Source organism: Paramagnetospirillum marisnigri, from assembly GCF_001650715.1.
Taxonomy (GTDB): domain Bacteria; phylum Pseudomonadota; class Alphaproteobacteria; order Rhodospirillales; family Magnetospirillaceae; genus Phaeospirillum; species Phaeospirillum marisnigri.
The window spans coordinates 25,190-48,738 of record NZ_LWQT01000066.1; the positions used below are offsets into that span (position 1 = coordinate 25,190).

Sequence of the window (23,549 nt, forward strand, 5' to 3'; positions counted from 1 at the left end):
TGAACACGAATAAACACGAATGAAATTCATGGCCGACGATTGAATCTCCTTATCCGTGTTCATTGGTGTTCATTCGTGGATTCCTGATCAATCGCAAGATCGTTCCCGACCATGCCCCTGACCGCATCGTCCCTTCGCGCCCTGGTCACCCGCCCTCGCGAGGATTCCGAGGCGGTGGCCGCCGCCCTAGTCCAGCGCGGCCTCGAGGTCATGATCGAGCCGTTGCTGGATATCGAGCCGGTACCCGGCGCCGTGGTGGAGGCCGAGGGGACCCAGGGCATCCTGGTGACCAGCGCCAACGGCATCCGCGCCCTGGCTCGCCTCCATTCCGATCGCGCCCTGCCGGTCTGGACGGTGGGCGACGCCTCGGCCCGCGTCGCCCGCGACCTGGGATATGCCCAAGTGGAAAGCGCCGGCGGCGATGTGGATACCCTGGCCGATCTGGTGGCCGCAAAGGTGGATCCGGCCAAGGGGGTGCTGCTGCATGCAGCGGGAACCGTCAATGCCGGGGATCTGGCCGGGCGGCTGGGCGCCCTGGGCTTCCAGGTGCGGCGTCAGGTGCTGTATCAGGCGGTGACCGCCACCGCCCTGACCCCCGATCTGTCCGAGGCGCTAAAGCAAGGTCGTCTCGATCTCGCGCTGTTTTTCTCTCCCCGCACCGCCGCCACCTTTGTTAGGCTGGCGCGGGCTGCCGGGTTGGGGGACACTTGCGCCCGGATCAAAGCCTATGGCTTGTCCGCCAATGTCTCGGCGCAACTGGCACCGCTGCCCTGGGCCGTCCTGCGCCAGGCGGCGGAACCGACCCAGGCGGCGCTTCTCGCCCTGCTCGACGACGACCTTTCACGAAGGACGCCTGCATGACCACCGACTCCGCCGATCCGATCCTCCCGACGCCGTCCCCGGTCCCGCCCACAAGTTCGGGCTCGCGCGGCGTGGTTGCCGTGCTGCTGTTGGGCATGGCGGCGGCGGCGGGGGTGCTGAGCTTCCCCTTATGGCGGGACAAGGTCGGTCTTCCCGTCCAGCCGACAGGCTTCGAGGTGGAGGATTTGCGGGCCGAGGTTTCGGGCCTGGCCCTGCGGCTCGCCCAGGTGGAAGCGCGCCCCACGGTTTCTTCGGCGGCTCCGGCTGCCGCGACACCCGGTGACGACGGCCGCCTCAACGCCCTGGAACAGGCGCTGAAAGCGGTCCAGGCCCAGCCCGCCGTGCCCGCCACCCTGACCGCAGAGGTCGATTCGATTTCGAAACAGCTTGCCGATCTCCGGCGGACATCGGCCGATGCCGCCGCCCTGATGCGCCTCGCCGACCGGCTGGAACAGGTGGATGCCGGATTGCGGGACTTGCAGGCCAAGCGGAGCTCGGCCGCCGTGCTGCTGCTGGGCGTGGGGCAATTGCGCGAGGCGGTGGAGCTGGGTCGCGGCTTCGACGCCGAGTGGCGGGCGGTCAAGGTTCTGGCCGGTGACGAGTCCGCCCTGGCCGCCGTGCTGGAGCCCCTGAAGGACAAGGCTGTGACGGGTATCCGCACCCGGAGCGCCCTGACCGACTCCTTCCAGGCGCTGGCCCCGGCGGTGATCCGCGCCGAGGTCCTGCCCGAGGGCGAGGGGTGGCAGCGCCGGGTGGTCGACAAGATGCTGTCCCTGGTCACCATTCGCCGCGAGGACGGTAGTGCCGCCGGAGCCAATGCCGCCGCCGTGGTGGGCCGGGCCCAGGCGGCGCTGGCCCGTGCCGATCTGGCCGCCGCCGCCGCCGAGCTGGAGGCGCTGGGTACCGGTCCGGCCGAGACGGCGGCGCCCTGGCTGGCCGAGGCCCGCGCCCGGCTCGCCGCCGAGAAGGCGGTCTCGGAACTGACCGCCCAGGTGCTGGCTCTGGCGGGAGCCAAGCCATGAGGCGGCTGCTCGCCTTTCTGCTGGTCACCGCCCTGGTGGTGGCCGGAGCCGTCTGGCTGGCCGACCGGCCGGGCGAGGTGGTGATCCGCTGGCAGGGCTGGCGCATCGATACCACCGTGCCGGTGCTGCTGGGCGCCCTGGTGGTGGTGTTCGCGCTGCTGGCCGGGCTCAATCGCGTGATCCGGCTGGTGTTCGGCGCCCCCGGCCGGATGCTGGCGGCGCGGCGCGCCAAGCGCACCCGCAAAGGCTATGTCGCCCTGTCTGATGGGCTGGCGGCGGTGGCCTCGGGCGATTCCCGCCGGGCCGCCCGGCTGGCCAAGACCGCCGACAAGCTGTTGCAGGACAAGGCGGTGACCGGCCTGCTGACGGTGCAGGCGGCGCAGATGAGCGGCGATGACGAGCAATTGCGCGACCGCTACCGGGCTATGACCGAGCGGCCGGAAACCGCCTTTCTTGGCCATAAGGGCTTGCTGGACCTCGCCTTGAAGCATGGTGACTCCACCACCGCCCTGGAGGCGGCGATCCAGGCCTTCGCCCTCCAGCCCGGCGCCGACGGTCTGGCCGTCACCGTATTCGATCTGCAGCTGCAGGCCGGGCAATGGGCCGAGGCCGAGATGACCCTGGGAGTGGCCAGGCGTCACGGCGCCCTGGCCGGGGCCGATCTCGACCGACGCCGCGCCCTGGTGCTGTTCGCCCGGGCCGAGTCCGCCCGCGCCGCTGGCGACGACGGCCGCGCCCTGACCCTGGCCCTGGAATCCCGCGACCGCGATCCCGGCTTTGTTCCGGCGGTGGCGCTGGCCGCCACCCTTTACGGTGCCAAGGGACGCGAGCGCAAGGCGGCGTCGCTGATCCTGTCCGCCTTCAAGGTGTCGCCCCATCCCGCCCTGGTGGCGGCCTGGATCGGCCTGCAGCCGGGCGAGGCGCCGCTGGAGCGGGTCAAGCGCCTGCACAAGCTGATGGAGGCCAATCCCCAGGCGCCGGACGGCCATGTCGCCTTGGCCGAGGCTGCCCTGTCCGCCAAGCTGTGGGGTCAGGCCCGCACCCATCTGGACACCGCCCAAGCCCAGCGTCCGACCCTGAAAGTGCTGACCCTGCTGGCCCGGCTGGAACGGGACGAGACGCATGACGAGGCCGCTGCCCTGGCCTGGCTGGCCAAGGCGGGCGACGCCGTGGCCGATCCGGTCTGGCGCTGCGGCGCCTGTCACGCCGCCACCCCGGCCTTCGCGGTGTGCTGCCCCGCCTGCGGTGCCCCCGGCCGTCTGGAGTGGGCATGATGCTCCGTCCCCTCGTGCTTGCTCTGCTGTGCCTGCTGCCGGTGTCCGCCCTGGCCGCCGATGGCAAGGCGCTCTATGCCGCCAAGGGCTGTGTCGCCTGTCATGGCGTCGACGGTCGCAAGGCGCTGGCCGCTACGCCCCATCTGGCCGGGCAGAACGCCGCCTATCTGGTGCGCCAGATGACCGAGATCGCCGATGGCGTCCGGTCCTCGCCCGCCACCAAGCCCATGAAGCCGGTGATCGACAAGACCACGCCCGACGAGCGCAAGGCCCTGGCCGAGTGGCTGGCCGCCCAGCCTGCCGCCGACAGCGCCGTGGGCGACACCGCCAAGGCGGTCAAGGGCGAGGAGTTGTTCGACGAGCAGGGCTGCATCGGCTGTCACGGCGCCAATGGCGCCAAGCCCCTGGCCGACTATCCGGTGCTGGCCGGGCAGCGCAAGGACTACCTGATGGCCCAGATCAAGGCCATCCGCGACGAAATCCGCTCCACCCGCCGGGCCCGGCTGATGGTGGCCAATGTCCGGCCACTGAAGGACGATCAGGTCGAGCAGATCGCCGAGTTCCTGACGCAGTCGAAACGGCTTCCGGGCAAGGCGCGGTGAGCCCTCCCTCTTTCACCCCCCCCTCTCCCACGACCCTGGTGCTGGGCGGCGCCCGCTCGGGCAAGTCCAGCTTCGCCGAATCCCTGCTGGACGGCGCGCCCGCGCTCTATCTCGCCACCGGCCAGGCCTTGGACGGCGAGATGGCCGAGCGCATCGAGCATCACCGCCGCCGCCGGGGCTCCGACTGGAGCACCCTGGAGGAGCCACTGGAGTTGGCCGAGACGCTGGAAGGCGTAATGCGGCCCGACCGGCCGGTGCTGGTGGACTGCCTGACGCTGTGGATTTCCAACCTGATGCATGCCGACCGCGATGTCGACGCCGCCACGGCGCGGCTATGCACGGTGCTGGGTGCCGCCACCGGGCCGGTGGTACTGGTCTCCAACGAGGTCGGACTGGGGCTGGTGCCCGACAACCGGCTGGCGCGCGACTTCCGCGACCATCAGGGCCGGGTCAACCAACGGGTGGCCGCAATCTGCGCCAAGGTGGTGTTCGTCGCCGCCGGATTGCCGCTCGTTCTCAAGGAACCATGACAATGCGCAAGATTCCCGCCACCGTCATCACCGGCTTCCTGGGCGCGGGCAAGACCACCCTGGTCCGCCATCTCATGGCCAATGCCGCCGGGCGCCGCATCGCCCTGATCATCAACGAATTCGGCGATCTCGGCGTCGATGGCGATTTGCTGGCCGCCTGTGGCGTGGCGGGCTGTAACGAGGACGACATCATCGAACTGGCCAATGGCTGCCTGTGCTGCACCGTGGCCGACGAATTCCTGCCCACCATTCAGGCGCTGCTGGACCGCGCCAATCCGCCGGATCATATCGTGATCGAGACGTCGGGTCTGGCCCTGCCCAAGCCGCTGGTCAAGGCCTTCCACTGGCCGGATATCCGCTCGCGCGTCACCGTCGACGGGGTGGTGGCGGTGGTGGATAGTCCCGCCGCCGCCGCCGGGCGCTTCCAGTCCACCGACGAGGAACGGGCGCGGCCCGACCACGACAATCCGCTGGAAGAGGTGTTCGAGGACCAGCTGGCCTGCGCCGACCTGATCCTGCTGAACAAGTCCGACCTGCTGGACCCGGCCGCCTTGGCGGATTTGCGGACGGGGATCGAGGCACGGCTGCGTCCCGGCGTCAAGGTTCTGCCCACCCGTCATAGCGCGGCCGAGCCGCTGGTGCTGCTGGGCCTGGATGCGGCGGCCGAGGAGGATCTGGCGGCGCGCCCCTCCCACCACGACGCCGAGGACGGCCACGACCACGACGATTTCGAGAGCTTCGCCGTCCGCCTGGCCGAGATCATCGATCCCGACGCGCTGGAGGCGCGGCTGGTGGCGGCCATTGCCGCCCACGACATCCTGCGGCTGAAAGGCTTTGTCGCCGTGGCGGGCAAACCCGCCCGCCAAGTGGTCCAGGCGGTTGGTACGCGCCTGGAACGATATTTCGACCGGCCGTGGAAGCCGGGTGAGGCACGGGTCTCCAATCTGGTGGTGATCGGCCGCAAGGGCCTGGATCGCGCCGCCATCGAGGCGCTGGTGAGGGGGTAGGTCCTAGATGCATCTTCTCGCCGCCCAGGCCGGCAGCATCGAGGATGGAAGCGAAGCCATCGACCTGGGCCAGGACCCCGCCGATCTGGTGGTGCTGTCCGCCGCCGACAGCGATCTGGCCTGTCTGGCCGCCGCCCATGCGGAAGGCGGCCTGTCGCTCCGCCTCGCCAATCTGCTGCGGCTGTCCCATCCCATGTCGGTGGACCTTTATGTCGAGCGGGTGATCGGTCCGGCCCGGATGGTGGTGGTGCGGTTGCTGGGCGGGCGTGGCTATTGGCCCTATGGGGTGGAACAGATCGTCGCCACCTGCCGCCGCAAGGGCATCAGCCTGGCGCTGCTGCCCGGCGCCGACGAGCCTGACCCCGACCTGTCCGCCGAGTCCACCCTGGCGCCCGAGGCGGTGGAACGGCTGTGGCGCTATCTGCTCCATGGCGGCAGCGACAATGCCCGCCAGTTCCTGGCCTATGCCGCCAGCCTGCTGGGCGGCGGGACCGACTGGCTGGAGCCCCGGCCGCTGCCCCAGGCGGGGCTGTTCGGCGATGTCGATCCGGCGGAAGGGCGGCCCCGCGCCCTGCTGGTGTTCTACCGCGCCCTGGTGCTGGCGGGCGATCATGCTCCGGTGGACGCCCTGGCGGCGGCTTTGCGGGGGCAAGGCATGGCGGTCGCCGCCGTCTTTGTCCACAGCCTGAAGGACCCGGTCAGCGCCGGAGTGCTGGACTCGGTGCTGGCGGACCACCCCGCCGACGTCATCCTCAACCTGACCGGCTTCGCGGTCTCCGCCCCCGGCCGCGCCGTGGATGGTCCCTTCGCCGCCGCCGACTGCCCGGTGTTGCAGGTGGTGCTGGCCTCGGGCTCGGAAGGCGCGTGGCGAAGCGGCACGCACGGTCTGGGGCCGCGCGACATCGCCATGAATGTGGCGCTGCCCGAGGTGGATGGCCGCATCCTGTCCCGCGCCGTCTCGTTCAAGGCGGCACGGCGCGACGATGCCACCCAATGCGACCTCGCCCGCCATGCCCCCTTGGCCGATCGGGTGGAGTTCGTCGCCCGGCTGGCGGCCAACTGGGCGCGGCTGCGGCGCAAACCACCCGCCGAGCGCCGGATCGCCCTGGTGCTGGCCAATTATCCCAACCGCGATGCCCGGCTGGGCAATGGCGTCGGCCTCGACACCCCGGCGGCGACGGTGGAGGTGCTGCGCGCCCTGGGTGCGGCGGGTTATGACGTGGGCCTTGTGCCCGAAAGCGGCAACGCCCTGATGGACACACTGCTGGCGGGCGCCACCAACGACTGGCGGGCCTTGGCGGGGCGCGAGCATCGCGAAACCCTGTCGCTGCCCGATTACTATAGTTTCTTCAATGCCTTGCCCGCTTCGGTGCAAGACAAGGTCGGCCAGCGCTGGGGATCGCCGGAAGCTGATCCCTTTTTCGTCAGGGGCGAGCTGCATTGCGGTGATTTCGTGCTTTCCGCCACCCGTTTCGGTAAGATAACGATCGCGGTGCAGCCGGCGCGCGGCTACAATATCGACCCGGCCAGCAGCTATCACGACCCCGATCTGCCGCCACCCCATAATTACCTGGCCTTCCATGCCTGGCTTCAATTGGGCTTTCGCGCCGATGCGGTGGTGCATATGGGCAAGCACGGCAATCTGGAATGGCTGCCGGGCAAGGGCCTGGCCCTGTCGGAGGAGTGCTTCCCCGAGGCGGCATTGGGGCCGCTGCCCAATCTCTATCCCTTCATCGTCAACGATCCCGGCGAGGGCACCCAGGCCAAGCGGCGGACGGCCGCGGTGATCATCGACCATCTGACGCCGCCGCTGACCCGCGCCGAAAGCTATGGCCCGCTGCGCGAGCTGGAGCGGTTGGTGGACGAATATTATGACGCCGCCGGGGTGGACCCCCGCCGCCTCGCCCTGCTGCGCCGCGAAATCCTCAGCCTGACCGCCGTGGCCGGGCTGGACGTGGATCTGGGCATTCGTCCCGACGACGCCCCCGATCAAGCCCTGGCCAAGCTGGACAACCATCTGTGCGAGCTGAAGGAACTGCAGATCAGGGACGGGCTGCACATCTTCGGCCGCTCGCCCGGCGGCGAGCAGCTGGTGGACCTGCTGGTGGCGCTGGCGCGGGTGCGGCGAGGGTCCCGGCCGGAAGACGAGTCGCTGCTGCACGCGCTTTCCGCTGATCTGGGGCTGGACTTCGATCCGCTGGATTGCGTGCTGGGAGAGGCCTGGACCGGTCCCCGCCCCGCCGCCCTGGACGGCGATGCGCCCTGGCGGAGCCAGGGCGACACGGTGGAGCGGCTGGAGAGCCTTGCCAAGGCGCTGATTGCGGGCAACCGCGCGCCATTGGCCGAGTGGAGCCGCACCCAAGCAGTGCTGGACTGGATCGAGACCACCCTGCGTCCGGCGGTGGAGGCCTGCGGCGCCGCCGAGATCGAAGGCCTGCTGAAGGGGCTCGATGGCCGCTTCGTGCCGCCCGGCCCCTCGGGGGCGCCGACACGGGGGCGGCCCGACGTGCTGCCCACCGGGCGCAATTTCTATTCGGTGGATACCAGGGCGGTGCCGACCCCGGCAGCCTGGAGCCTGGGCTGGAAATCGGCGCAATTGCTGCTGGAACGCCATTTCCAGGACCAGGGCGACTGGCCCAAATCCCTGGCCCTGACCGCCTGGGGCACCTCGAACATGCGCACCGGCGGCGACGACATCGCCCAGGGCCTGGCCCTGATGGGGGTGCGGCCGCAATGGGAGGTGGGATCGGGGCGGGTGACCGGCTTCGAGATCATTCCCGCCGGGCTGCTGGACCGGCCCCGGGTGGACGTGACCTTGCGGGTCTCGGGCTTTTTCCGCGATGCCTTTCCCGGCCTGATCGACCTGTTCGATTCGGCGGCCCGCGCCGTGGCGGCCCTGGCCGAACCGCCCGAGGTCAATCCGCTGGCGCAGCGGGTGGCGGAGGAGCGTGCCCGGCTGGAGGCATCGGGCGTGGCGTCGTCGGAAGCGGCGCGCCGGGCCGGGTTCCGGGTGTTCGGTTCCAAGCCGGGGGCCTATGGCGCGGGCCTGCAGGCGCTGATCGACGAAAAGGGCTGGACCGATCGCGCCGATCTGGCCCAGGCCTATCTCGCCTGGGGCGGCTGGGCCTATGGTGCCGGGGCCGAGGGCGAGGCCGAACAGGGGCTGCTGCGCCAGCGTCTGGCCCGGGTCGAGGCGGTGGTGCACAACCAGGACAACCGCGAGCACGACCTGTTGGATTCCGACGACTACTACCAGTTCGAGGGCGGGCTGTCGGCGGCGGTGGAACTGGCTTCGGGCCAGGCGCCGGTGGTCTATCATTCCGACCATTCCCGCCCGGAAAGCCCGCGCATCCGCACCCTGGAGGAAGAAATCGCCCGGGTGGTGCGGGCCCGGGTGGTCAATCCCAAATGGATCAAGGGGGTGATGCGCCACGGCTACAAGGGCGCCTTCGAGATGGCGGCCAGCGTCGACTATCTGTTCGCCTTCGCCGCCAGCACCCATGCGGTCAAGGACCATCACTTCGATCTGGTGGCCGAGGCCTATCTGGAGGACGAGGCGGTAAGATCGTTCCTAGAGCAAAACAATCCCGCCGCCCTGGCTGATATCCGGGCGCGGCTGAGGGAAGCGCTGGAGCGCGGTCTGTGGCATCCCCGGCGCAACTGGGTATTCGATCTGCTCAATAACGGAGATACGCCATGACGCCGCGCGCCATGCTCCTGGTCCTGCTGGCCCTGGCCGCCACCATGGGCGGCTACTGGCTGCGGATCAAGCTGGGCTCGGGGTTTTGAGTCGGATGCCGAGATGCTCCAGATCGGCCTCGGTCAGGACATGGTCGAAGGCGCAGCCCAGGGCGGACATATTGGGCGTCGCCCAGCGCATGATCGCCTGGAAGGTATAGCCTTCCATCTCGATCCGCAGCGGCGTGCCGGTCCGCAAATCCAGGGATTTCAGCGGCGCCAGATCGCTGGGCAGCAGCTTGCAGCCCCCAAGGGACAAATCCGCGACCTGGGCGGGCTGGGTCATCTCGCCCAGGAACAACTGCGCGGGATGAGCCCAGGATAGGCGCGGATAGGCACGGTGTTCGGCACTGTCGACCGGCATCAAGGAGGCTCCGCAAGCTAGGATAAACTCAATACTTTAGTATAGAGGACATGGCGAAGACCGCAATCGCTGGTGGGGAATTGCAGATGCAACATTTCCGCAACCCTGTTTGGGCGGTGCAAAAGCCAAGGGCCAGTCGGTCCCTTGGGACTAACTGGCCCTGATTGGTCGGAGTGAGAGGATTCGAACCTCCGGCCCCTGCCTCCCGAAGACAGTGCTCTACCAGGCTGAGCTACACTCCGGTCGCCTGCGAGGCGCCTCTTATAGCGCCAAGAGGCTTGGTTCGCAAAAGGAATTTGTGATCGCCGCCATGCTGGCGCGGTGGGCGGCAATGCCAAGTTGGAAGCCCAGCCATTCGAAGATGGACTGAAATGACGATTCGCACTGCGGCGCCGGGTGTGCAATACTTTCAGCATAGACCGAGGGGGAGGTGAAGATGCAGGTATGCCTCACTTGCGACAAGCGCGCCGAGTGCCGGGTTCCCAAGGATTTCGCCCGTTTCCAACGGGTCTATGACCATTTGCAGGCCCATGACGGCCTGGAATTCCTGCGCCAGCGCCTGCGGGTCTTCCTGCATATCAATCATTGCATTGCCGAGGGCGAGATGGATTTGATCCACAACATGGTGGTGGAGCATTTCGGTCCCGAGCATGAGCACGTCAATGCCTGGGGTATTCCCGATGACGCCCGCCAGCATATGATCGAGCTGCGGCGGCATTCGGCCTAGACTAGGCCCAAGTCACCGTTCAATGCCCTTCCCCGCCAAGCCTGCTTGGCGGGGATTTTGGTGTTGGGGGCCTGCTTAACGAAAAACCCCCGCCGGTTGCCCGGCGGGGGTCGTACGTTCGAAGAGATGCGTCCCGGATCAGACCGAGTAGTACATCTGGAATTCGACCGGATGCGGGGTGTGCTCGAAGCGGTAGACTTCCTCGTATTTGAGCTCGATGTAGCTCTCGATGAATTCCTTCGAGAACACGTCGCCCTTGCACAGGAAGTCGTGGTTGGCCCGCAGGCTTTCCAGGGCTTCGCGCAGGGAACCACACACGGTCGGGACCTGCGACAGCTCTTCCGGGGGAAGGTCGTACAGGTTCTTGTCCATGGGCTCGCCGGGATGGATCTTGTTGGCGATACCGTCGAGGCCGGCCATCAGCATGGCCGAGAAGGCCAGGTAGGGGTTCGCGCCCGGATCGGGGAAGCGGACCTCGACGCGCTTGCCCTTCGGCGAGGCCGAGTAGGGGATACGGCAGGAGGCCGAACGGTTGCGGGCCGAGTAGGCCAGCAGAACCGGGGCTTCGAAGCCGGGGATCAGGCGCTTGTAGCTGTTGGTCAGCGGGTTGGTGAAGGCGTTGATGGCCTTGGCGTGCTTGATGATACCGCCGATGTAGTAGAGAGCGGTGTCGCTGAGGTCGGCATAGCCCGAACCGGCGAACAGGGGCTTGCCGGCCTTCCAGATGGACTGGTGGACATGCATGCCCGAGCCGTTATCGCCATAGATGGGCTTCGGCATGAAGGTCGCGGTCTTGCCATAGGAGGCGGCGACGTTGTGGACCACATACTTGTATATCTGGATCCAGTCGGCGGCCTGCACCAGGCTGCCGAACTTGATGCCCAGTTCGTGCTGCGACGAGGCCACTTCGTGGTGATGCTTCTCGATGGGCAGGCCCATCTCGCCCATGACGGTCAGCATCTCGGCGCGCATGTCCACATGGCCGTCCACCGGCGGAACCGGGAAGTAGCCGCCCTTGACGCCCGGGCGGTGGCCCAGATTGCCCTCGGCGAAGTCGCGGCCCTGGGCCTCGACACCGTCTTCCGAGCGCAGCTCGTAATAGCCCTTGTTCATGCCGAGTTCGTACTTGACGTCGTCGAACACGAAGAATTCGGCCTCGGGGCCGAAATAGGTGGCGTCACCCACGCCCGACGACTTCACGAAAGCCTCGGCGCGCTTGGCGATGGAGCGCGGATCGCGGTCATAGAGCTGGCCGGTGGCGGGCTCGACGATGTCGCAGTTGATGATCATCTGCGGCTGGGCGGCGAAGGGGTCCATGACGGCGGAAGCCGGATCGGGCTTCAGGATCATGTCGGACTCGTTGATGCTCTTCCAGCCCGCGATGGACGAGCCGTCGAACATGATGCCTTCGTTCAGCATCTCGGCGTCGACGGTGGAGACGTGCTGGGCGGTGTGCTGCCACTTGCCACGGGGATCGGTGAAACGGAAATCGACGTACTTGACGTCGTTTTCCTGGATCATTTCGAGGACCTTCTTGACGTCGTCAGACATGGTCACGTTCCTGATAGTTGGAAGTTGGTTGGCTTGGTACGAAACAGGCGAAATCTAAGGCCGGACCGACGTCAGATGGCGTCGTTGCCGCGCTCGCCGGTGCGGATGCGGATGGCTTCCTCCACCGTCGAGATGAAAATCTTGCCGTCGCCGATGCGGCCCGTATGGGCGGCCTGCTGGATGGCCTCGACGGCGCGCTCCACCAGGTTGTCCTCGATGACCAGCTCGATCTTGACCTTGGGCAGGAAGTCCACCACGTACTCGGCGCCGCGATAGAGCTCGGTATGCCCCTTTTGCCGACCGAAACCCTTGGCTTCGGTGACGGTGAGGCCCTGGAGGCCGACCTCGTGAAGGGCTTCCTTCACCTCGTCGAGCTTGAAGGGCTTAATGATCGCTTCGATCTTCTTCATGAAACCGCCGTCTAAAGGAGTGGCGTTGAACCCGCGTCAAACGCGCGACTCATTTAGCACGCCTCGTGCCAGTTCCGCCATCCGGAAAAGTGGGTGATATCAGCATGCTTGCGCGCGACTCTGCCGTAATTTCGGGCAAATCAGCCTAATTCTTAAGCATTGGCAGCAGGGCTGGTTTGCCGTCATGTGACGATTTCGCTGTTGCCAGCCGATGATTCACCTGGAACCATGGCATCAGCGCGGCCGAGGGGAATTTCAGGCCGCGCCGGAAACAATGCCCATAGCTGAATGTCCGGAGGGTTCATGACCGCCAAGTCTCCTTCGTCTCCGCGTGCCTGCGCCCTGGTTGGGCCATTCGCCGGCGGCAAGACCAGCCTGCTCGAAGCCCTGCTGTTGGCCTCGGGGGCCATTTCCCGCCAGGGCCGCATCAAGGACGGCAGCACCGTGGGCGATTCCGCGCCCGAGGCCCGCGCCCGCTTCATGAGCGTGGAACCCAATATCGCCACCACCACCTATCTGGGCGAGACCTGGACCTTCATCGATTGTCCCGGTTCGGTGGAGTTCCAGCAGGACGGCTATAACGCCCTGATGGCGGTGGATGCCGCCATCGTGGTCTGCGAGCCCGATCCGGCCCGCGCCGTCATGGTGGCCCCCATCCTGAAATTCCTCGACGAGCGCAAGATTCCGCATCTGCTGTTCGTCAACAAGATCGACGCCGCCGGCACCCGGCTGAGGGAAACCCTGGAGGCGCTGCAGGCGGTTTCGGACCGGCCGCTGATCATGCGCGAGATTCCCATCCGCGAGGGCGAAGCCGTTACCGGCTATATCGATCTGGTCAGCGAGCGGGCCTACAAGTACCGCCCCGGCCAGACCTCGCAGATGATCAAGATTCCCGATGCGCTGAAGGGCGAGGAATCGGCCGCCCGTCAGGAGATGCTGGAGCATCTGGCCGATTTCGACGACCATCTGATGGAAGAACTGCTGGAAGACATCCAGCCTCCCACCGACGAGGTCTATGCCGATCTGGGCAAGGATCTGGCCGAGGATTTGATCGTGCCGGTGTTCTTCGGCTCGGCCGAGAATGACGGCGGCATCCATCGCCTGTTCAAGGCGCTGCGCCATGAAGTGCCGGACGTGACCACCACCGCCGCCCGGCTTGGCATCGCGCCGTCCGGCGCGGCCCTGGCCAGCGTGTTCAAGACCGTGCATGCCGCCCATACCGGCAAGCTCAGCTTCGTCCGGGTGTGGCGGGGCGAATTCGCCGACAACCAGGTGGTGGATGGCAATCGTATCGGCGGCGTCTACGCCATGACCGGCGGCACCGCCGCCAAGACTCCCAAGGCCGGGCCGGGTGAGGTGGTCGCCTTCGGCCGCCTGGACCCGGTGGCCACCGGCGCGACCTTGGGCGGGGCCGATGCGGGCATGGCGCCCTGGCCGCTTCCGTTGGCGCCGCTGTTCGCGGTGGCGGTGGCGGCCGAGAAGAAGGGCGACGACGTCAAGCTGAGTGGGGCCCTGACCAAGCTGTCGGAGGAAGACCCCTCCCTGCAGCTGGACCACGGTGAATTCGGCGAGCTGGTGCTGCGCGGCCAGGGCGAGATTCACCTGCAGGTGGCCCTGGACCGGCTGAAGAGCCGCTTCAACATGCAGGTGGCGACCCGCAAGCCGACGGTGCCCTATAAGGAAACCATCCGCAAATCCATCTCGGTGCATGGCCGCCACAAGAAACAGTCGGGCGGCCACGGCCAGTTCGGCGACGTCCATCTCGACATCGCGCCGCTGCCGCGCGGTTCGGGCTTCCAGTTCGTCGACAAGATCGTCGGCGGCGTGGTGCCGCGCCAGTACATTCCCTCGGTGGAGCACGGCGTGGCGGAATTCCTGGCCCAGGGGCCGTTCGGCTTCCCGGTGGTGGACCTGTCGGTGACGCTCACCAGCGGCAGCTATCACACCGTCGACAGTTCCGACATGGCGTTCAAGACCGCGGCGCGCATCGCCATGACCGAGGGCATGCCCCAATGCGATCCGGTGCTGCTGGAACCCATCCTGCTGGTGGAAATCTCGGTACCCAGCGACTTCACCGCCAAGGCCCAGCGCATCGTGTCGGGGCGGCGCGGCCAGATTCTCGGCTATGACGCCAAGGCGGGCTGGGCCGGTTGGGATACGGTCAACGCCTATCTGCCCCAGGCGGAAATGGACGACCTGATTGTGGAACTGCGCTCGCTGACCATGGGGGTGGGGACCTTCTCCTGGACCTTCGACCATCTGCAGGAACTGACCGGCCGGGTGGCCGACAAGGTGGTGGAGGAACGCAAGCAGGTGCTTGAGAACAGTTAGACCCTGCCCAGAGGGCATAAGGCAGATGGCGCGCCCGTGAGGGCGCGCCTTTTTGTTTTCCATCCCCGCAGATCAATCAACCATAGGCAAGTCGCGAAAAATCCATCTGATACACTCACGACGCCTTTACTGAACAACGACTTTGGTCGTATTGTATATGTGCCATATAGCATATAGAGCCGATCGGTCTCGGCCATTGGGGAGAAAGACCATGTTCGCCAATATGCGGATCGCCTCCCGCCTGCTGATCCAGGTCGTCATCAGCGCCGTCCTGGTCGCAATCATTGCCTTCATGGGGTTCAATGGCATGGCCACCATGGAAGCCCGGATGAAGTCCATGTACGAGGATCGGGTGGTCAGTCTCGGTGAGTTGTCCAAGATGCTGGACAGCCTGCATCGTATCCGGGTGCGCATGCTGTGGGCGGAAGATGCGCCCGATCAGGCGGCGCGCGAGGTCCATTTGACCAAGGTTGCTGAATACGACGCGGTCATCGCCAAGGAGTTCAAGGCTTACAGCACCACCGTACTGACTCCGGAGGAGAAGGTGCTGGCCGATCGCTTTGCGGCCCAAATGGAAGCGCTGCGCAACGACCAGGTGACTTTCGTGACGGCTTTATCGGTGGGCGACCGGGCCAAGGCCGATGCAATCATCGCGTCGGCGGGCGAACCCGCCAAGCGCATGGTCGCGGTGACCGACACGGTCAAGACTCTGATGGAATTGCAGGTCCGGGTGTCAAGGGACGACTACGGTTCGGCCGAGGCCACCTATGACAAGACCCGGGATTCATCCCTGCTGATCATCGTGATCGGCCTGGCCGCGGCGGGTGGTTTGGCCTGGGCGATCATCCGCTCCATCACCGTGCCGGTGGCGGCGTCCATCCAGGTGATGGACCGTCTGGCCCGGGACGACACCTCGGTGGAGGTCACGGGCCAGGACCGCCGTGACGAGGTCGGCGACATTGCCCGCGCGGTGCAGGTGTTCAAGCAGAATGCCCTGGACAAGAAGCGCATGGAGGCCGAGGCCGCCGAGGCCAAGCGACGGGCGGAAGAGGCCCATCGCGCCGACATGCAGCAGATGGCGGCGGCGTTCGAATCGTCGGTCGGTCAGGTGGTCAGCGGCGTTGCCGGGGCCTCCGCCGAGATGGAACACACGGCGCAAAGCATGTCGGCCCTGGCGGGACAGGTGTCGTCCCAGGCCGCCGCCGTGGCCGCCGCCTCGGAAGAGGCCGCCGCCAATGTCCAGACCGTGGCCGCCGCCACCGAGGAACTGTCCAGTTCGGTCTCGGAAATCGGTCGCCAGGTCAGCGAATCCGCCCGTGTCGCCCGCAACGCGGTGGACGAAACCGCCCATACCGACGCCATCGTGCGTGGTCTGGCGGAAGCGGCCGGCCGCATCGGCGAGGTGATCGGCCTGATCAACGACATCGCCGCCCAAACCAATCTGCTGGCGCTCAACGCCACCATCGAGGCGGCGCGGGCGGGCGAGGCCGGCAAGGGCTTCGCCGTGGTGGCGGGCGAGGTCAAGAATCTGGCCAACCAGACGGCACGGGCCACCGACGAGATCGCCCAGCAGATCAATTCGGTGCAAAGCGAAACCAACCGGGCGGTGGACGCCATTCGCAGCGTCAGCAGCACCATCGGCCGCATCGATGAAATTGCTTCGGCCATCGCCTCGGCGGTGGAGGAACAATCGGCCGCCACCCAGGAAATCGCCCGTAATGTGGAAGAGGCGGCGCGCGGCACCCAGGAAGTCTCCAGCAATATCGCGGGGGTGACCCAGGCGGCGGCGGAGACCGGCCAGGCCTCGGCCACGGTGCTGGAAGCCGCCCGCGGCCTGTCGGTCCAGTCCGGCATCCTGGGACGCACCGTCGGCGACTTTGTCGCCAAGGTCAGGAACGGCTGAGGCGGCGGGCCTTCGTTATCCGAGCCGGTCGAGGGCGTGCACTTCTACCGGCTCGGACCGGCCCTTCAGCGATACAAGCTGCACGGTATCGTCCCCTAGGCTGACCCCCGCCAGTCGGGCGGCTCGCCGCGACACCACCACGGCGCATTCCAGCTCCTTGGTCAGGCCTTCCAGCCGGGCGGCGGTGTTGACGGTATCGCCGATGGCGCTGACGATCTGCGCCCCCGGCGGCCCCATGGAGCCGACGATGGCCTCGCCCGCATGGATGCCGATGCCCATGCGCAAGGGCTGCGGCAGTTCGGTGGCGAGGTCGCGGTTGATCCGCTCCAGCCCCGCCAGCATCAGCCCGGCGCCGTTCAGGGCGTCGCGGGCCGCCTGGGCCGGATCGCGTCCATCCTGGCCGTACAGCGCCATCAAGCCGTCACCGGTGAAATTGGAATAGTGGCCGCCGCTGGCCGCCAACGCCCGGGTCATCTCCAGGAAGAAGCGGTTGAGGATGAACAGCACGTCATAGGGCAACCGGCTTTCCCCCAGGGCGGTGGAACCGCGCAGGTCGATGAACATCACCGTCACCAGGGCCTCATGGCCGTCCAATCCACCCCCGCCGATCACGTCCTCGGCGGTGGCGTCGGCGGGCAGCAGCGGCATCACCGTCAGGTCGCAAGCCGGGCGGAGCTGGCAGGCGAGCCGCACCTCGGGTGGGGCGCCGATGCGTGACAGCGCCTCGATCTCCAAGGGCTCGGGCGGCGCCACCGACTCGACACCATCCAGCACCCGGACCCGGCAGGTGGTGCAGCGCCCCTTGCCGCCGCAGACCGAGGCATGGGGAATGCCGTGGGCCCGAAAGGTCTCCAGCACGCTTTCACCCGCCGCCAACAAGACGGTGGTGCCGCAAGAGCGGGTCAGGCGGAAGACGGGCTTGGGCGGATCGACGATCATGACCCTGCTAATGTCGGGGGCGCCGGGCGGAACGGCAAGGGGTTTGGCGACTTGACGCTTTGCCCTCGCAGGGTATACCTGAGCCGGACAAAATCCTCGCGGAGCCCCGATCAGCCATGCAGCGCATTTTTTCCGGCGTCCAGCCGACCGGAAACCTCCATCTCGGCAACTATCTCGGTGCCATCCGCAACTGGGTGCGCCTGCAATCCGAGTACGAGTGCATCTTCTGCATCGTCGACATGCACGCCATCACCCTGTGGCAGGATCCCAAGGAACTGGTCAAGAACACCCGCGAGGTGGCGGCCGGCATGATCGCCGCCGGGGTGGACGCGTCCAAGCATATCGTCTTCAACCAGTCCATGGTGCCCGCCCACGCCCAGTTGGCCTGGATCTTCAACTGCGTCGCCCGCATGGGCTGGCTGAACCGCATGACCCAGTTCAAGGACAAGGCGGGCAAGCACAAGGAGAACGCCTCGGTCGGGCTGTTCGCCTATCCCAATCTGATGAGCGCCGACATCCTGGCCTACAAGGCCACCCATGTGCCGGTGGGCGAGGACCAGAAGCAGCATCTGGAACTGGCCCGCGACACCGCCCAGAAGTTCAACAACGACTACGGCGTCGAGTTCTTTCCGCTGCCCGAGCCGCTGATCTTCGGCGCCGCCGCCCGGGTGATGTCCTTGCGCGACGGGTCCAAGAAGATGAGCAAGTCGGACGAATCCGACTATTCGCGCATCAACATGACCGATGACGCCGACGCCATCGCGCTGAAGATCCGCAAGGCCAAGACCGACCTGGAACCGCTGCCCGCCAGCGCCGAGGGCCTTGACGGCCGCCCGGAAGCCTCCAATCTTCTGGGCATCTACGCCGCCCTGGCGGACAGGGAGAAGGCCGAGGTGATCAGCCAGTTCGCCGGTCGCCAGTTCTCCGACTTCAAGAAGGAGCTGGTGGATCTGGCGGTGTCGGTGCTGGGCCCCATCAATGCCGAGATGAAGCGGCTGATGGAAGACACCAGCCATATCGACGCCGTGCTGCGCTCGGGCGCCGAACGGGCCGATTCCATCGCCCGGCCCATCATCAAGGACGTCTACGACATCGTGGGATTCCATCACCCGTGACCGCCAAGCAGATCACCGAAACCATCTGGTTCGCCGCCCTGGGCCTGCTGAAGCTGGCGGGAGCGGCGTTGCGCCATCCCTCGCGCCGTTTCGTGCTGTGGGCGCTGGCGGCGGTGGTGCTGCTGGGTTTTCCGGTGGCCATGCTGGTGATCAGCAAGATCGACGATAACCCCGACTTCGCTTCGCCCGCCGTCAATGGCGGCCGCTCGCGGGCGGTGGCGGTCTCGGCCGCCCTGATCACCCGCGAGCTGGAAGGCAGTCGCTGGCGGGCCAACGATCCCTTCTTCCTGCCCGGTGGCTGGTTGCGCGACATGCCGGCCTTCCAGTTGGGACTGGTGGGTGGCCTGGCCAAGCTCAGCGCCGCCATGGTGGCCGAACGCGGCCCCGGCTATGGCTCGCTCGGCCCCGACAGCGACCTCAATAATGCCGCCGGCCTGCTGAAATATCCCGGCACGGTGTGGAAATTCGATACCCGCACCACCTGGCTGCCCACTGCCTCGGCGGAAAAGCAGTATCGCAACGCCCAGCGCTCGCTCGACCGCTACAACGACTATCTGGCGGCGGGCACCGCCAGTTTCGAACGCCGCGCCGAGTCCCTGGCGGTGGTGCTGGAAGCGGTGATCCGCGAATTGGACGACTGCACCGCTGCCATCGACCACCATCTGGCCCTGGACCCGTCGCCGCTGCTGGATTTCGGCGTCAACAAGGTGTTCTACGGCAACAAGGGGCGGCTTTACGCCCATTCCATCGTGCTGCGCGAACTGGGCCGCGATTTCGAGGCGGTGCTGGCGGAGCGTCGCCAGGCCGAGGCCTGGACCCGCATGGTGGAGCAGATCGCCGTCGCCGCCCGGTTGCGGCCCTGGATGGTGTGGAGCGGCCAGCCCGATTCCAGCCTTTTGCCCAATCATCTGACGGCCCAGGGCTACCTGACCCTGCGGGCCAGGATGCAGGCGGCGGAATTGCTGGCCGGACTAAATATTAGAAAACCATAAAATTCCTGTTGCCTTACATCCCGGTTTGGAGCGAAAACCGATTGTGCCCGAAACGCGCCACAACAGAGCGCGGCGGGCCAGGGGGGAACGGAAGGCATGCAGATTTACCTTCCCATAGCCGAAATGTCGGTCAACGTCTTCGTCATCCTGGGACTGGGCGGCGGAGTCGGCTTCATGTCCGGCCTGTTCGGAGTGGGTGGCGGCTTCCTGATGACGCCGCTTCTCATATTCCTGGGCGTCCCGCCCGCCGTGGCGGTGGGGACCGAGGCCAACCAGATCGTCGCCTCGTCGGTATCCGGCGTGCTGGCCCATTGGCGGCGCGGCAATGTGGACATCAAGATGGGGCTGATCCTGACGGCGGGCGGCTTCGTCGGCTCGACGCTCGGCGTCTATCTGTTCCGCTGGCTGCGTGGCCTGGGGCAGATCGACCTGGTGATCTCGCTGTGCTACGTGGTGTTCCTCGGTATCGTCGGCGGGCTGATGCTGGTGGAAAGCCTCCAGTCGCTGCGCGCCACCCGCAAGCACGCCAATGCCGGGACCACCGCGCCGCGGCGCAAGCTGCACCAGCACAGCTGGCTGCACCGCCTGCCCTTCAAGATGCGCTTCCGCCGCTCCAAGCTCTATATCAGCGCGGTGACCCCCGCCCTGATCGGCCTCTTCGTCGGTATCCTGGCCGCCATCATGGGTGTGGGCGGCGGCTTCATCATGGTTCCGGCCATGATCTATCTGCTGGGCATGCCCACCGCCGTGGTGGTGGGAACCTCGCTGTTCCAGATCATCTTCGTGACGGCAAACGCCACCTTCCTCCAATCCACCATGAACCACACCGTCGACGTGGTGCTGGCGCTGCTGCTGTTGCTGGGGGGTGTGATCGGCGCCCAGATCGGCGCCCGCTTCGGCGCCAAGCTCAAGGGCGAGCAACTGCGCTCGCTGCTGGCGCTGATCGTGCTGGGGGTCTGCCTGAAGCTGCTGGTGGACATGGTCAGCACTCCGGGCGAGCTGTTCGTCATGGGCGCGGGGGGGAAGCATTGATGCGCTTCCGCCTCGCCCTTCTTCTCGCCCTGTGCGCCGCACTGTCCTGGTCGCCGCCCGCCCGCGCCGCCGAGCCATTGGTGGCGGACCTGTCCAACCATCTGGTCGCCATCACCACCGGTTTCGCCGGGACCGATGTGCTGCTGTTCGGCGCCATCGAGGATGTGGATGGCAAGGGCGGCGGCGACGTGGTGGTGGTGGTGCGTGGCCCCAACCGCGCCGAGACCCTGCGGCGCAAGGCGCGCAACACCGGCATCTGGGTCAATTCCGGAACCGGCAAGCTGGACGGCGCGCCCTCGTTCTACTGGGTGGCGGCGACTCGGCCGCTGGAGGAGATCGCCCCCGAGGTGATCCTGGACCGCCATCAGATCGGGCTGGAGCATCTCGACCTGGACATCCGGGTCAAGGACGGCGAGATGGACCCGGCGGAATACCGCAAGGCCCTGATCCGCCTGAAGCAGAAGCAGGGACTGTTCGGCGACAAGGTCCATCAGATCGGCATGCTCAGCCAGCGTCTGTTCCGCACCGACATGCATTTTCCCGCCAATGTGCCGGTGGGAACCTACATGGTGGAGGTCTATCTATTGGTGGCGGGCCAGGTGGTCAGCGCCCAGACCACGCCGCTGGTGGTGAGCAAGATCGGCATCGGCGCCGACGTTTTCGACTTCGCCCATCAGCAGGCGGCGGCCTATGGCCTCATCGCCATCGCCCTGGCGGCCCTGGCCGGCTGGTTGGCCGCCGTGGCCTTCAAAAAGGGATAAGGAGGACGGATCATGCCTTCCGGTCGGACATTCCTGGTGGTGGTCGACGACTCCCCCGAAATGAAGGCGGCGTTGCGTTTCGCCTGCCGCCGGGCCAAGGCCTCGAGCGGGCAGGTGGCGCTGCTCCGGGTGATCGAGCCCGCCGAGTACCAGCATTTCGCCTCCATCGGCAATCTGATGCGGGCCGAGGCCCGCCAGGCCGCCGAGGAGCTGCTCAATCGGCTGGCGGGGGACGTCAACGCCCTGTCCGGCCATCTGCCGGTGCTCTATGTGCGTGAAGGCGACCCGCGCGAGGAGCTGATCGCGGTGATCAGCGAGGAACCCGCCATCTCGGTGCTGGTGCTGGGCGCCGATACCGGCTCCAAGGGCCCGGGTCCGCTGGTCTCGGCGCTCACCGGCAAATATGTGGGAAAGCTTCGTGTGCCCATCACCATCGTGCCCGGCAGCCTGACCGACGCGCAGATCGATCAGATTACTTGATATATGTCCCTCAGGCGTCCTGCGGCGCATGCGCCGCCCGGACCTAGGGGCCGGGCGGGCGCGTCCCGCGCCCTTGGCTTTCGCTCGCACGGACGAGCGGGGCCGCAATGGCCCAGTCGCTGCGCTCCGTTATTCATGTCCCTCGGGCGTCTGGCGGCGCGTCCCTTGGTGTCATCCTTGACTCGACGGACGGGGATCGCCATTTGTAGACGTCAGTGAGCGCCGCGACGAAAAGGACCATCATGTTCATCCAGACCGAACCCACGCCCAACCCCGCCACCTTGAAGTTCCTGCCCGGAACCGTGGTGATGACCCATGGCACCGCTGACTTCGCCGAAGCCTCGCGGGCCGCCCGCTCTCCGCTCGCCACCCGTCTGTTCGCGGTGGACGGTGTATCCAGCGTGTTCCTGGGAACCGACTTCATCACCGTGGCCAAGGTCGATTCCGCCGATTGGCAGGTGGTCAAGCCGCAGATCCTGGCCGCCATCATGGAGCATTTCTCCTCGGGCCAGCCGGTCCTCAACGACGATGGTGCCGATGCCGATGCCTCCGGTGACGACGACGGCATCGTCATGCAGATCAAGGAGCTGCTGGAAACCCGCGTGCGTCCGGCCGTGGCCCAGGACGGCGGCGACATCATCTTCCGCAGCTTCGAGGATGGTATCGTCTATCTGCATTTGCAGGGTGCCTGTTCCGGTTGCCCCAGTTCCAGCGCCACCTTGAAGCATGGCATCGAGAACATGCTGAAGTACTATGTGCCCGAGGTGATGGCGGTACAGGCCGTCGACTAAATATTTGGAACCAAAGGCGATATTTGCACCCTCCGGGACTGGTCCCGGAGGGTGTTTTTGTTGCGTTCCATACCCCGAACCTTCATAGGGTTGCATTTTCGCAAACAAGCCGTTACGGTACAGCTTAATATTGCACTGCAACATCGTGGAGGTGAGCCGAATGGCGCACGGGTCGATCGGATCCCGACTTTTCATAGCCCTTTGCCTGACGGCCGTTATCGGCGCCGTCGGCGGCTTGTTCACCCTGGTTCTCCAGGGCTCGCGTCCCCCGGTCCTGATGGCCGAGCGCGAGGTCTCCCCCGTGGCGGAAACCGCCACTCTTTCCCGCGAAGACATTTCCAGCGCCGCCCGGCTTGACCAGGCGTTCCGGCGCTTGGGCTACCATCTCGACCATGTGGGCGAGGGTGGCGCCGACGTGCCGCCGCTGTTCCTGACTCAGGTCCCCGACGACCTGGACGATCTTCCCGACACCGACACCAAGAAGGCGGTGTTCCTGCGGGTCATGCTGCCGCTGGTTCTGGCGGCGGACGAGGAAATCGCCAATGACCGCGCCCGCCTGCTGGAGCTTGCCGCCCGCAAGTCGGCCGGACAGGCCCTGTCCGCGTCGGAAGCGCGCTGGCTTGACGCCCTGGCACGGCGCTACGAGGTCGAGGACGGCAATCTGAAGAAGCTGCTGACCCGGGTCGACGTGGTGCCGCCGTCGCTGGCCCTGGCCCAATCGGCCGAGGAATCCGGCTGGGGCACCTCGGCCCTGGTGCGCCGCAGCCAGAATCTGTTCGGCCATACCGTCGAGGTGTCGCGCGACGGCACCGGCATGCGCAACTTCACCTCGCTCTACGAAGCGGTGCGGGCCTATGTCCATAACCTGAATACCCACCGCGCCTATGAGGACCTGCGCAAGGCGCGGGCGACGGCGCGGGCTCGCGGCATGGCGCCCGATGGCCCGGCCCTGGCCGCCGCCCTGCACAGCTATTCGGAACGGGGCGACGCCTATGTCAGCACCATCCGGGCGCTGATGCGGCGTAACGACCTCGGCCGGTTCGACCGCGCCCGGCTGGGCCGCTCCTTGCCCACCCGCCTGGCCGCGGCCAGCTGACGCTTTTCTTGACGACAACCACG

21 protein-coding genes and 1 tRNA gene are annotated in these 23,549 nt (G+C 66.8%); 17 read left to right on the plus strand and 5 right to left on the minus strand.

What is annotated here, in order from left to right:
* Positions 1-111 precede the first annotated feature (111 nt).
* Genes A6A04_RS12670 through cobN form a run of 7 tightly spaced genes read left to right on the plus strand, consistent with a single transcriptional unit; the run spans position 112 to position 8,996 of the window.
* A complete protein-coding gene (locus A6A04_RS12670) occupies positions 112-861 on the plus strand; it encodes a uroporphyrinogen-III synthase (RefSeq protein WP_068493426.1) in 750 nt (249 codons plus the stop codon).
* Positions 858-1,883, plus strand: a complete 1,026-nt coding sequence (locus A6A04_RS12675) for a COG4223 family protein (RefSeq protein WP_068493429.1) — start codon at positions 858-860, stop codon at positions 1,881-1,883. The genes A6A04_RS12670 and A6A04_RS12675 overlap by 4 nt, the downstream gene beginning before the upstream one ends.
* A complete protein-coding gene (locus A6A04_RS12680; RefSeq protein ID WP_068493431.1) occupies positions 1,880-3,157 on the plus strand; it encodes a heme biosynthesis protein HemY in 1,278 nt (425 codons plus the stop codon). The genes A6A04_RS12675 and A6A04_RS12680 overlap by 4 nt, the downstream gene beginning before the upstream one ends.
* Complete coding sequence (locus tag A6A04_RS12685; protein WP_068493433.1) at positions 3,154-3,759, plus strand: c-type cytochrome; 606 nt, start codon at positions 3,154-3,156, stop codon at positions 3,757-3,759. Before A6A04_RS12680 ends, A6A04_RS12685 begins: the two co-directional genes overlap by 4 nt.
* Positions 3,756-4,289 (plus strand): bifunctional adenosylcobinamide kinase/adenosylcobinamide-phosphate guanylyltransferase, encoded by a 534-nt coding sequence (cobU, locus tag A6A04_RS12690; RefSeq protein ID WP_068493435.1) that lies wholly within the window; start codon positions 3,756-3,758, stop codon positions 4,287-4,289. The genes A6A04_RS12685 and cobU overlap by 4 nt, the downstream gene beginning before the upstream one ends.
* A 2-nt stretch (positions 4,290-4,291) precedes the next feature.
* Positions 4,292-5,296 carry a cobalamin biosynthesis protein CobW gene (cobW, locus tag A6A04_RS12695; protein ID WP_068493437.1) on the plus strand — a complete coding sequence of 335 codons (1,005 nt, stop codon included), beginning with the start codon at positions 4,292-4,294 and terminating at the stop codon, positions 5,294-5,296.
* A gap of 7 nt (positions 5,297-5,303) precedes the next feature.
* On the plus strand, positions 5,304-8,996 hold the full coding sequence (gene cobN / locus A6A04_RS12700) for a cobaltochelatase subunit CobN (protein ID WP_068493439.1): 3,693 nt from the start codon (positions 5,304-5,306) through the stop codon (positions 8,994-8,996).
* 66 nt (positions 8,997-9,062) lie between these two features.
* Here the strand turns inward: cobN and A6A04_RS12705 are convergent, their stop codons facing one another.
* Both A6A04_RS12705 and A6A04_RS12710 read right to left on the minus strand, forming a co-directional pair.
* On the minus strand, positions 9,063-9,398 hold the full coding sequence (locus A6A04_RS12705) for a PilZ domain-containing protein (RefSeq protein ID WP_068493441.1): 336 nt from the start codon (positions 9,396-9,398) through the stop codon (positions 9,063-9,065).
* Positions 9,399-9,563: 165 nt separating this feature from the next.
* Positions 9,564-9,640: transfer RNA gene (locus tag A6A04_RS12710), tRNA-Pro, on the minus strand.
* A 194-nt stretch (positions 9,641-9,834) separates the two neighbouring features.
* Between A6A04_RS12710 and A6A04_RS12715 the strand changes: the two genes are divergently transcribed.
* Positions 9,835-10,125, plus strand: coding sequence for a hypothetical protein (locus A6A04_RS12715; protein ID WP_068493443.1), 291 nt, complete (start codon positions 9,835-9,837; stop codon positions 10,123-10,125).
* 138 nt (positions 10,126-10,263) lie between these two features.
* Here A6A04_RS12715 and glnA read toward each other — a convergent pair whose 3' ends face one another.
* Positions 10,264-11,676: a type I glutamate--ammonia ligase gene (gene glnA, locus A6A04_RS12720; RefSeq protein WP_068493445.1), complete on the minus strand. Its 1,413-nt coding sequence runs from the start codon at positions 11,674-11,676 to the stop codon at positions 10,264-10,266.
* Positions 11,677-11,747: 71 nt separating this feature from the next.
* Positions 11,748-12,086 carry a P-II family nitrogen regulator gene (locus A6A04_RS12725; protein ID WP_068493447.1) on the minus strand — a complete coding sequence of 113 codons (339 nt, stop codon included), beginning with the start codon at positions 12,084-12,086 and terminating at the stop codon, positions 11,748-11,750.
* A 303-nt stretch (positions 12,087-12,389) separates the two neighbouring features.
* Between A6A04_RS12725 and A6A04_RS12730 the strand changes: the two genes are divergently transcribed.
* Complete coding sequence (locus tag A6A04_RS12730; protein ID WP_068493449.1) at positions 12,390-14,417, plus strand: elongation factor G; 2,028 nt, start codon at positions 12,390-12,392, stop codon at positions 14,415-14,417.
* A gap of 211 nt (positions 14,418-14,628) precedes the next feature.
* Entirely contained in the window at positions 14,629-16,320 is a 1,692-nt protein-coding gene (locus A6A04_RS12735; protein WP_068493451.1) for a methyl-accepting chemotaxis protein, read from the plus strand.
* 15 nt (positions 16,321-16,335) lie between these two features.
* On the opposite strand, the gene A6A04_RS12740 is transcribed toward A6A04_RS12735, so the two are convergent.
* Positions 16,336-17,259, minus strand: a complete 924-nt coding sequence (locus A6A04_RS12740; protein WP_068493453.1) for an adenylate/guanylate cyclase domain-containing protein — start codon at positions 17,257-17,259, stop codon at positions 16,336-16,338.
* 116 nt (positions 17,260-17,375) lie between these two features.
* Between A6A04_RS12740 and trpS the strand changes: the two genes are divergently transcribed.
* The 7 genes from trpS (at position 17,376) to A6A04_RS12775 (ending at position 23,526) form a co-directional block, all read left to right on the plus strand.
* Positions 17,376-18,374 carry a tryptophan--tRNA ligase gene (gene trpS / locus A6A04_RS12745; protein ID WP_068493455.1) on the plus strand — a complete coding sequence of 333 codons (999 nt, stop codon included), beginning with the start codon at positions 17,376-17,378 and terminating at the stop codon, positions 18,372-18,374.
* A complete protein-coding gene (locus tag A6A04_RS12750) occupies positions 18,371-19,366 on the plus strand; it encodes a DUF2333 family protein (RefSeq protein ID WP_245651193.1) in 996 nt (331 codons plus the stop codon). The genes trpS and A6A04_RS12750 overlap by 4 nt, the downstream gene beginning before the upstream one ends.
* Positions 19,367-19,462: 96 nt before the next feature.
* Positions 19,463-20,398 carry a sulfite exporter TauE/SafE family protein gene (locus tag A6A04_RS12755; protein ID WP_068493457.1) on the plus strand — a complete coding sequence of 312 codons (936 nt, stop codon included), beginning with the start codon at positions 19,463-19,465 and terminating at the stop codon, positions 20,396-20,398.
* On the plus strand, positions 20,398-21,159 hold the full coding sequence (locus A6A04_RS12760; protein WP_068493458.1) for a TIGR02186 family protein: 762 nt from the start codon (positions 20,398-20,400) through the stop codon (positions 21,157-21,159). Before A6A04_RS12755 ends, A6A04_RS12760 begins: the two co-directional genes overlap by 1 nt.
* A 12-nt stretch (positions 21,160-21,171) precedes the next feature.
* Complete coding sequence (locus A6A04_RS12765) at positions 21,172-21,639, plus strand: universal stress protein (RefSeq protein WP_068493460.1); 468 nt, start codon at positions 21,172-21,174, stop codon at positions 21,637-21,639.
* A 242-nt stretch (positions 21,640-21,881) separates the two neighbouring features.
* Positions 21,882-22,430, plus strand: a complete 549-nt coding sequence (locus tag A6A04_RS12770) for a NifU family protein (RefSeq protein ID WP_068493462.1) — start codon at positions 21,882-21,884, stop codon at positions 22,428-22,430.
* A gap of 235 nt (positions 22,431-22,665) precedes the next feature.
* On the plus strand, positions 22,666-23,526 hold the full coding sequence (locus A6A04_RS12775) for a glucosaminidase domain-containing protein (protein ID WP_245651194.1): 861 nt from the start codon (positions 22,666-22,668) through the stop codon (positions 23,524-23,526).
* Positions 23,527-23,549 lie beyond the last annotated feature (23 nt).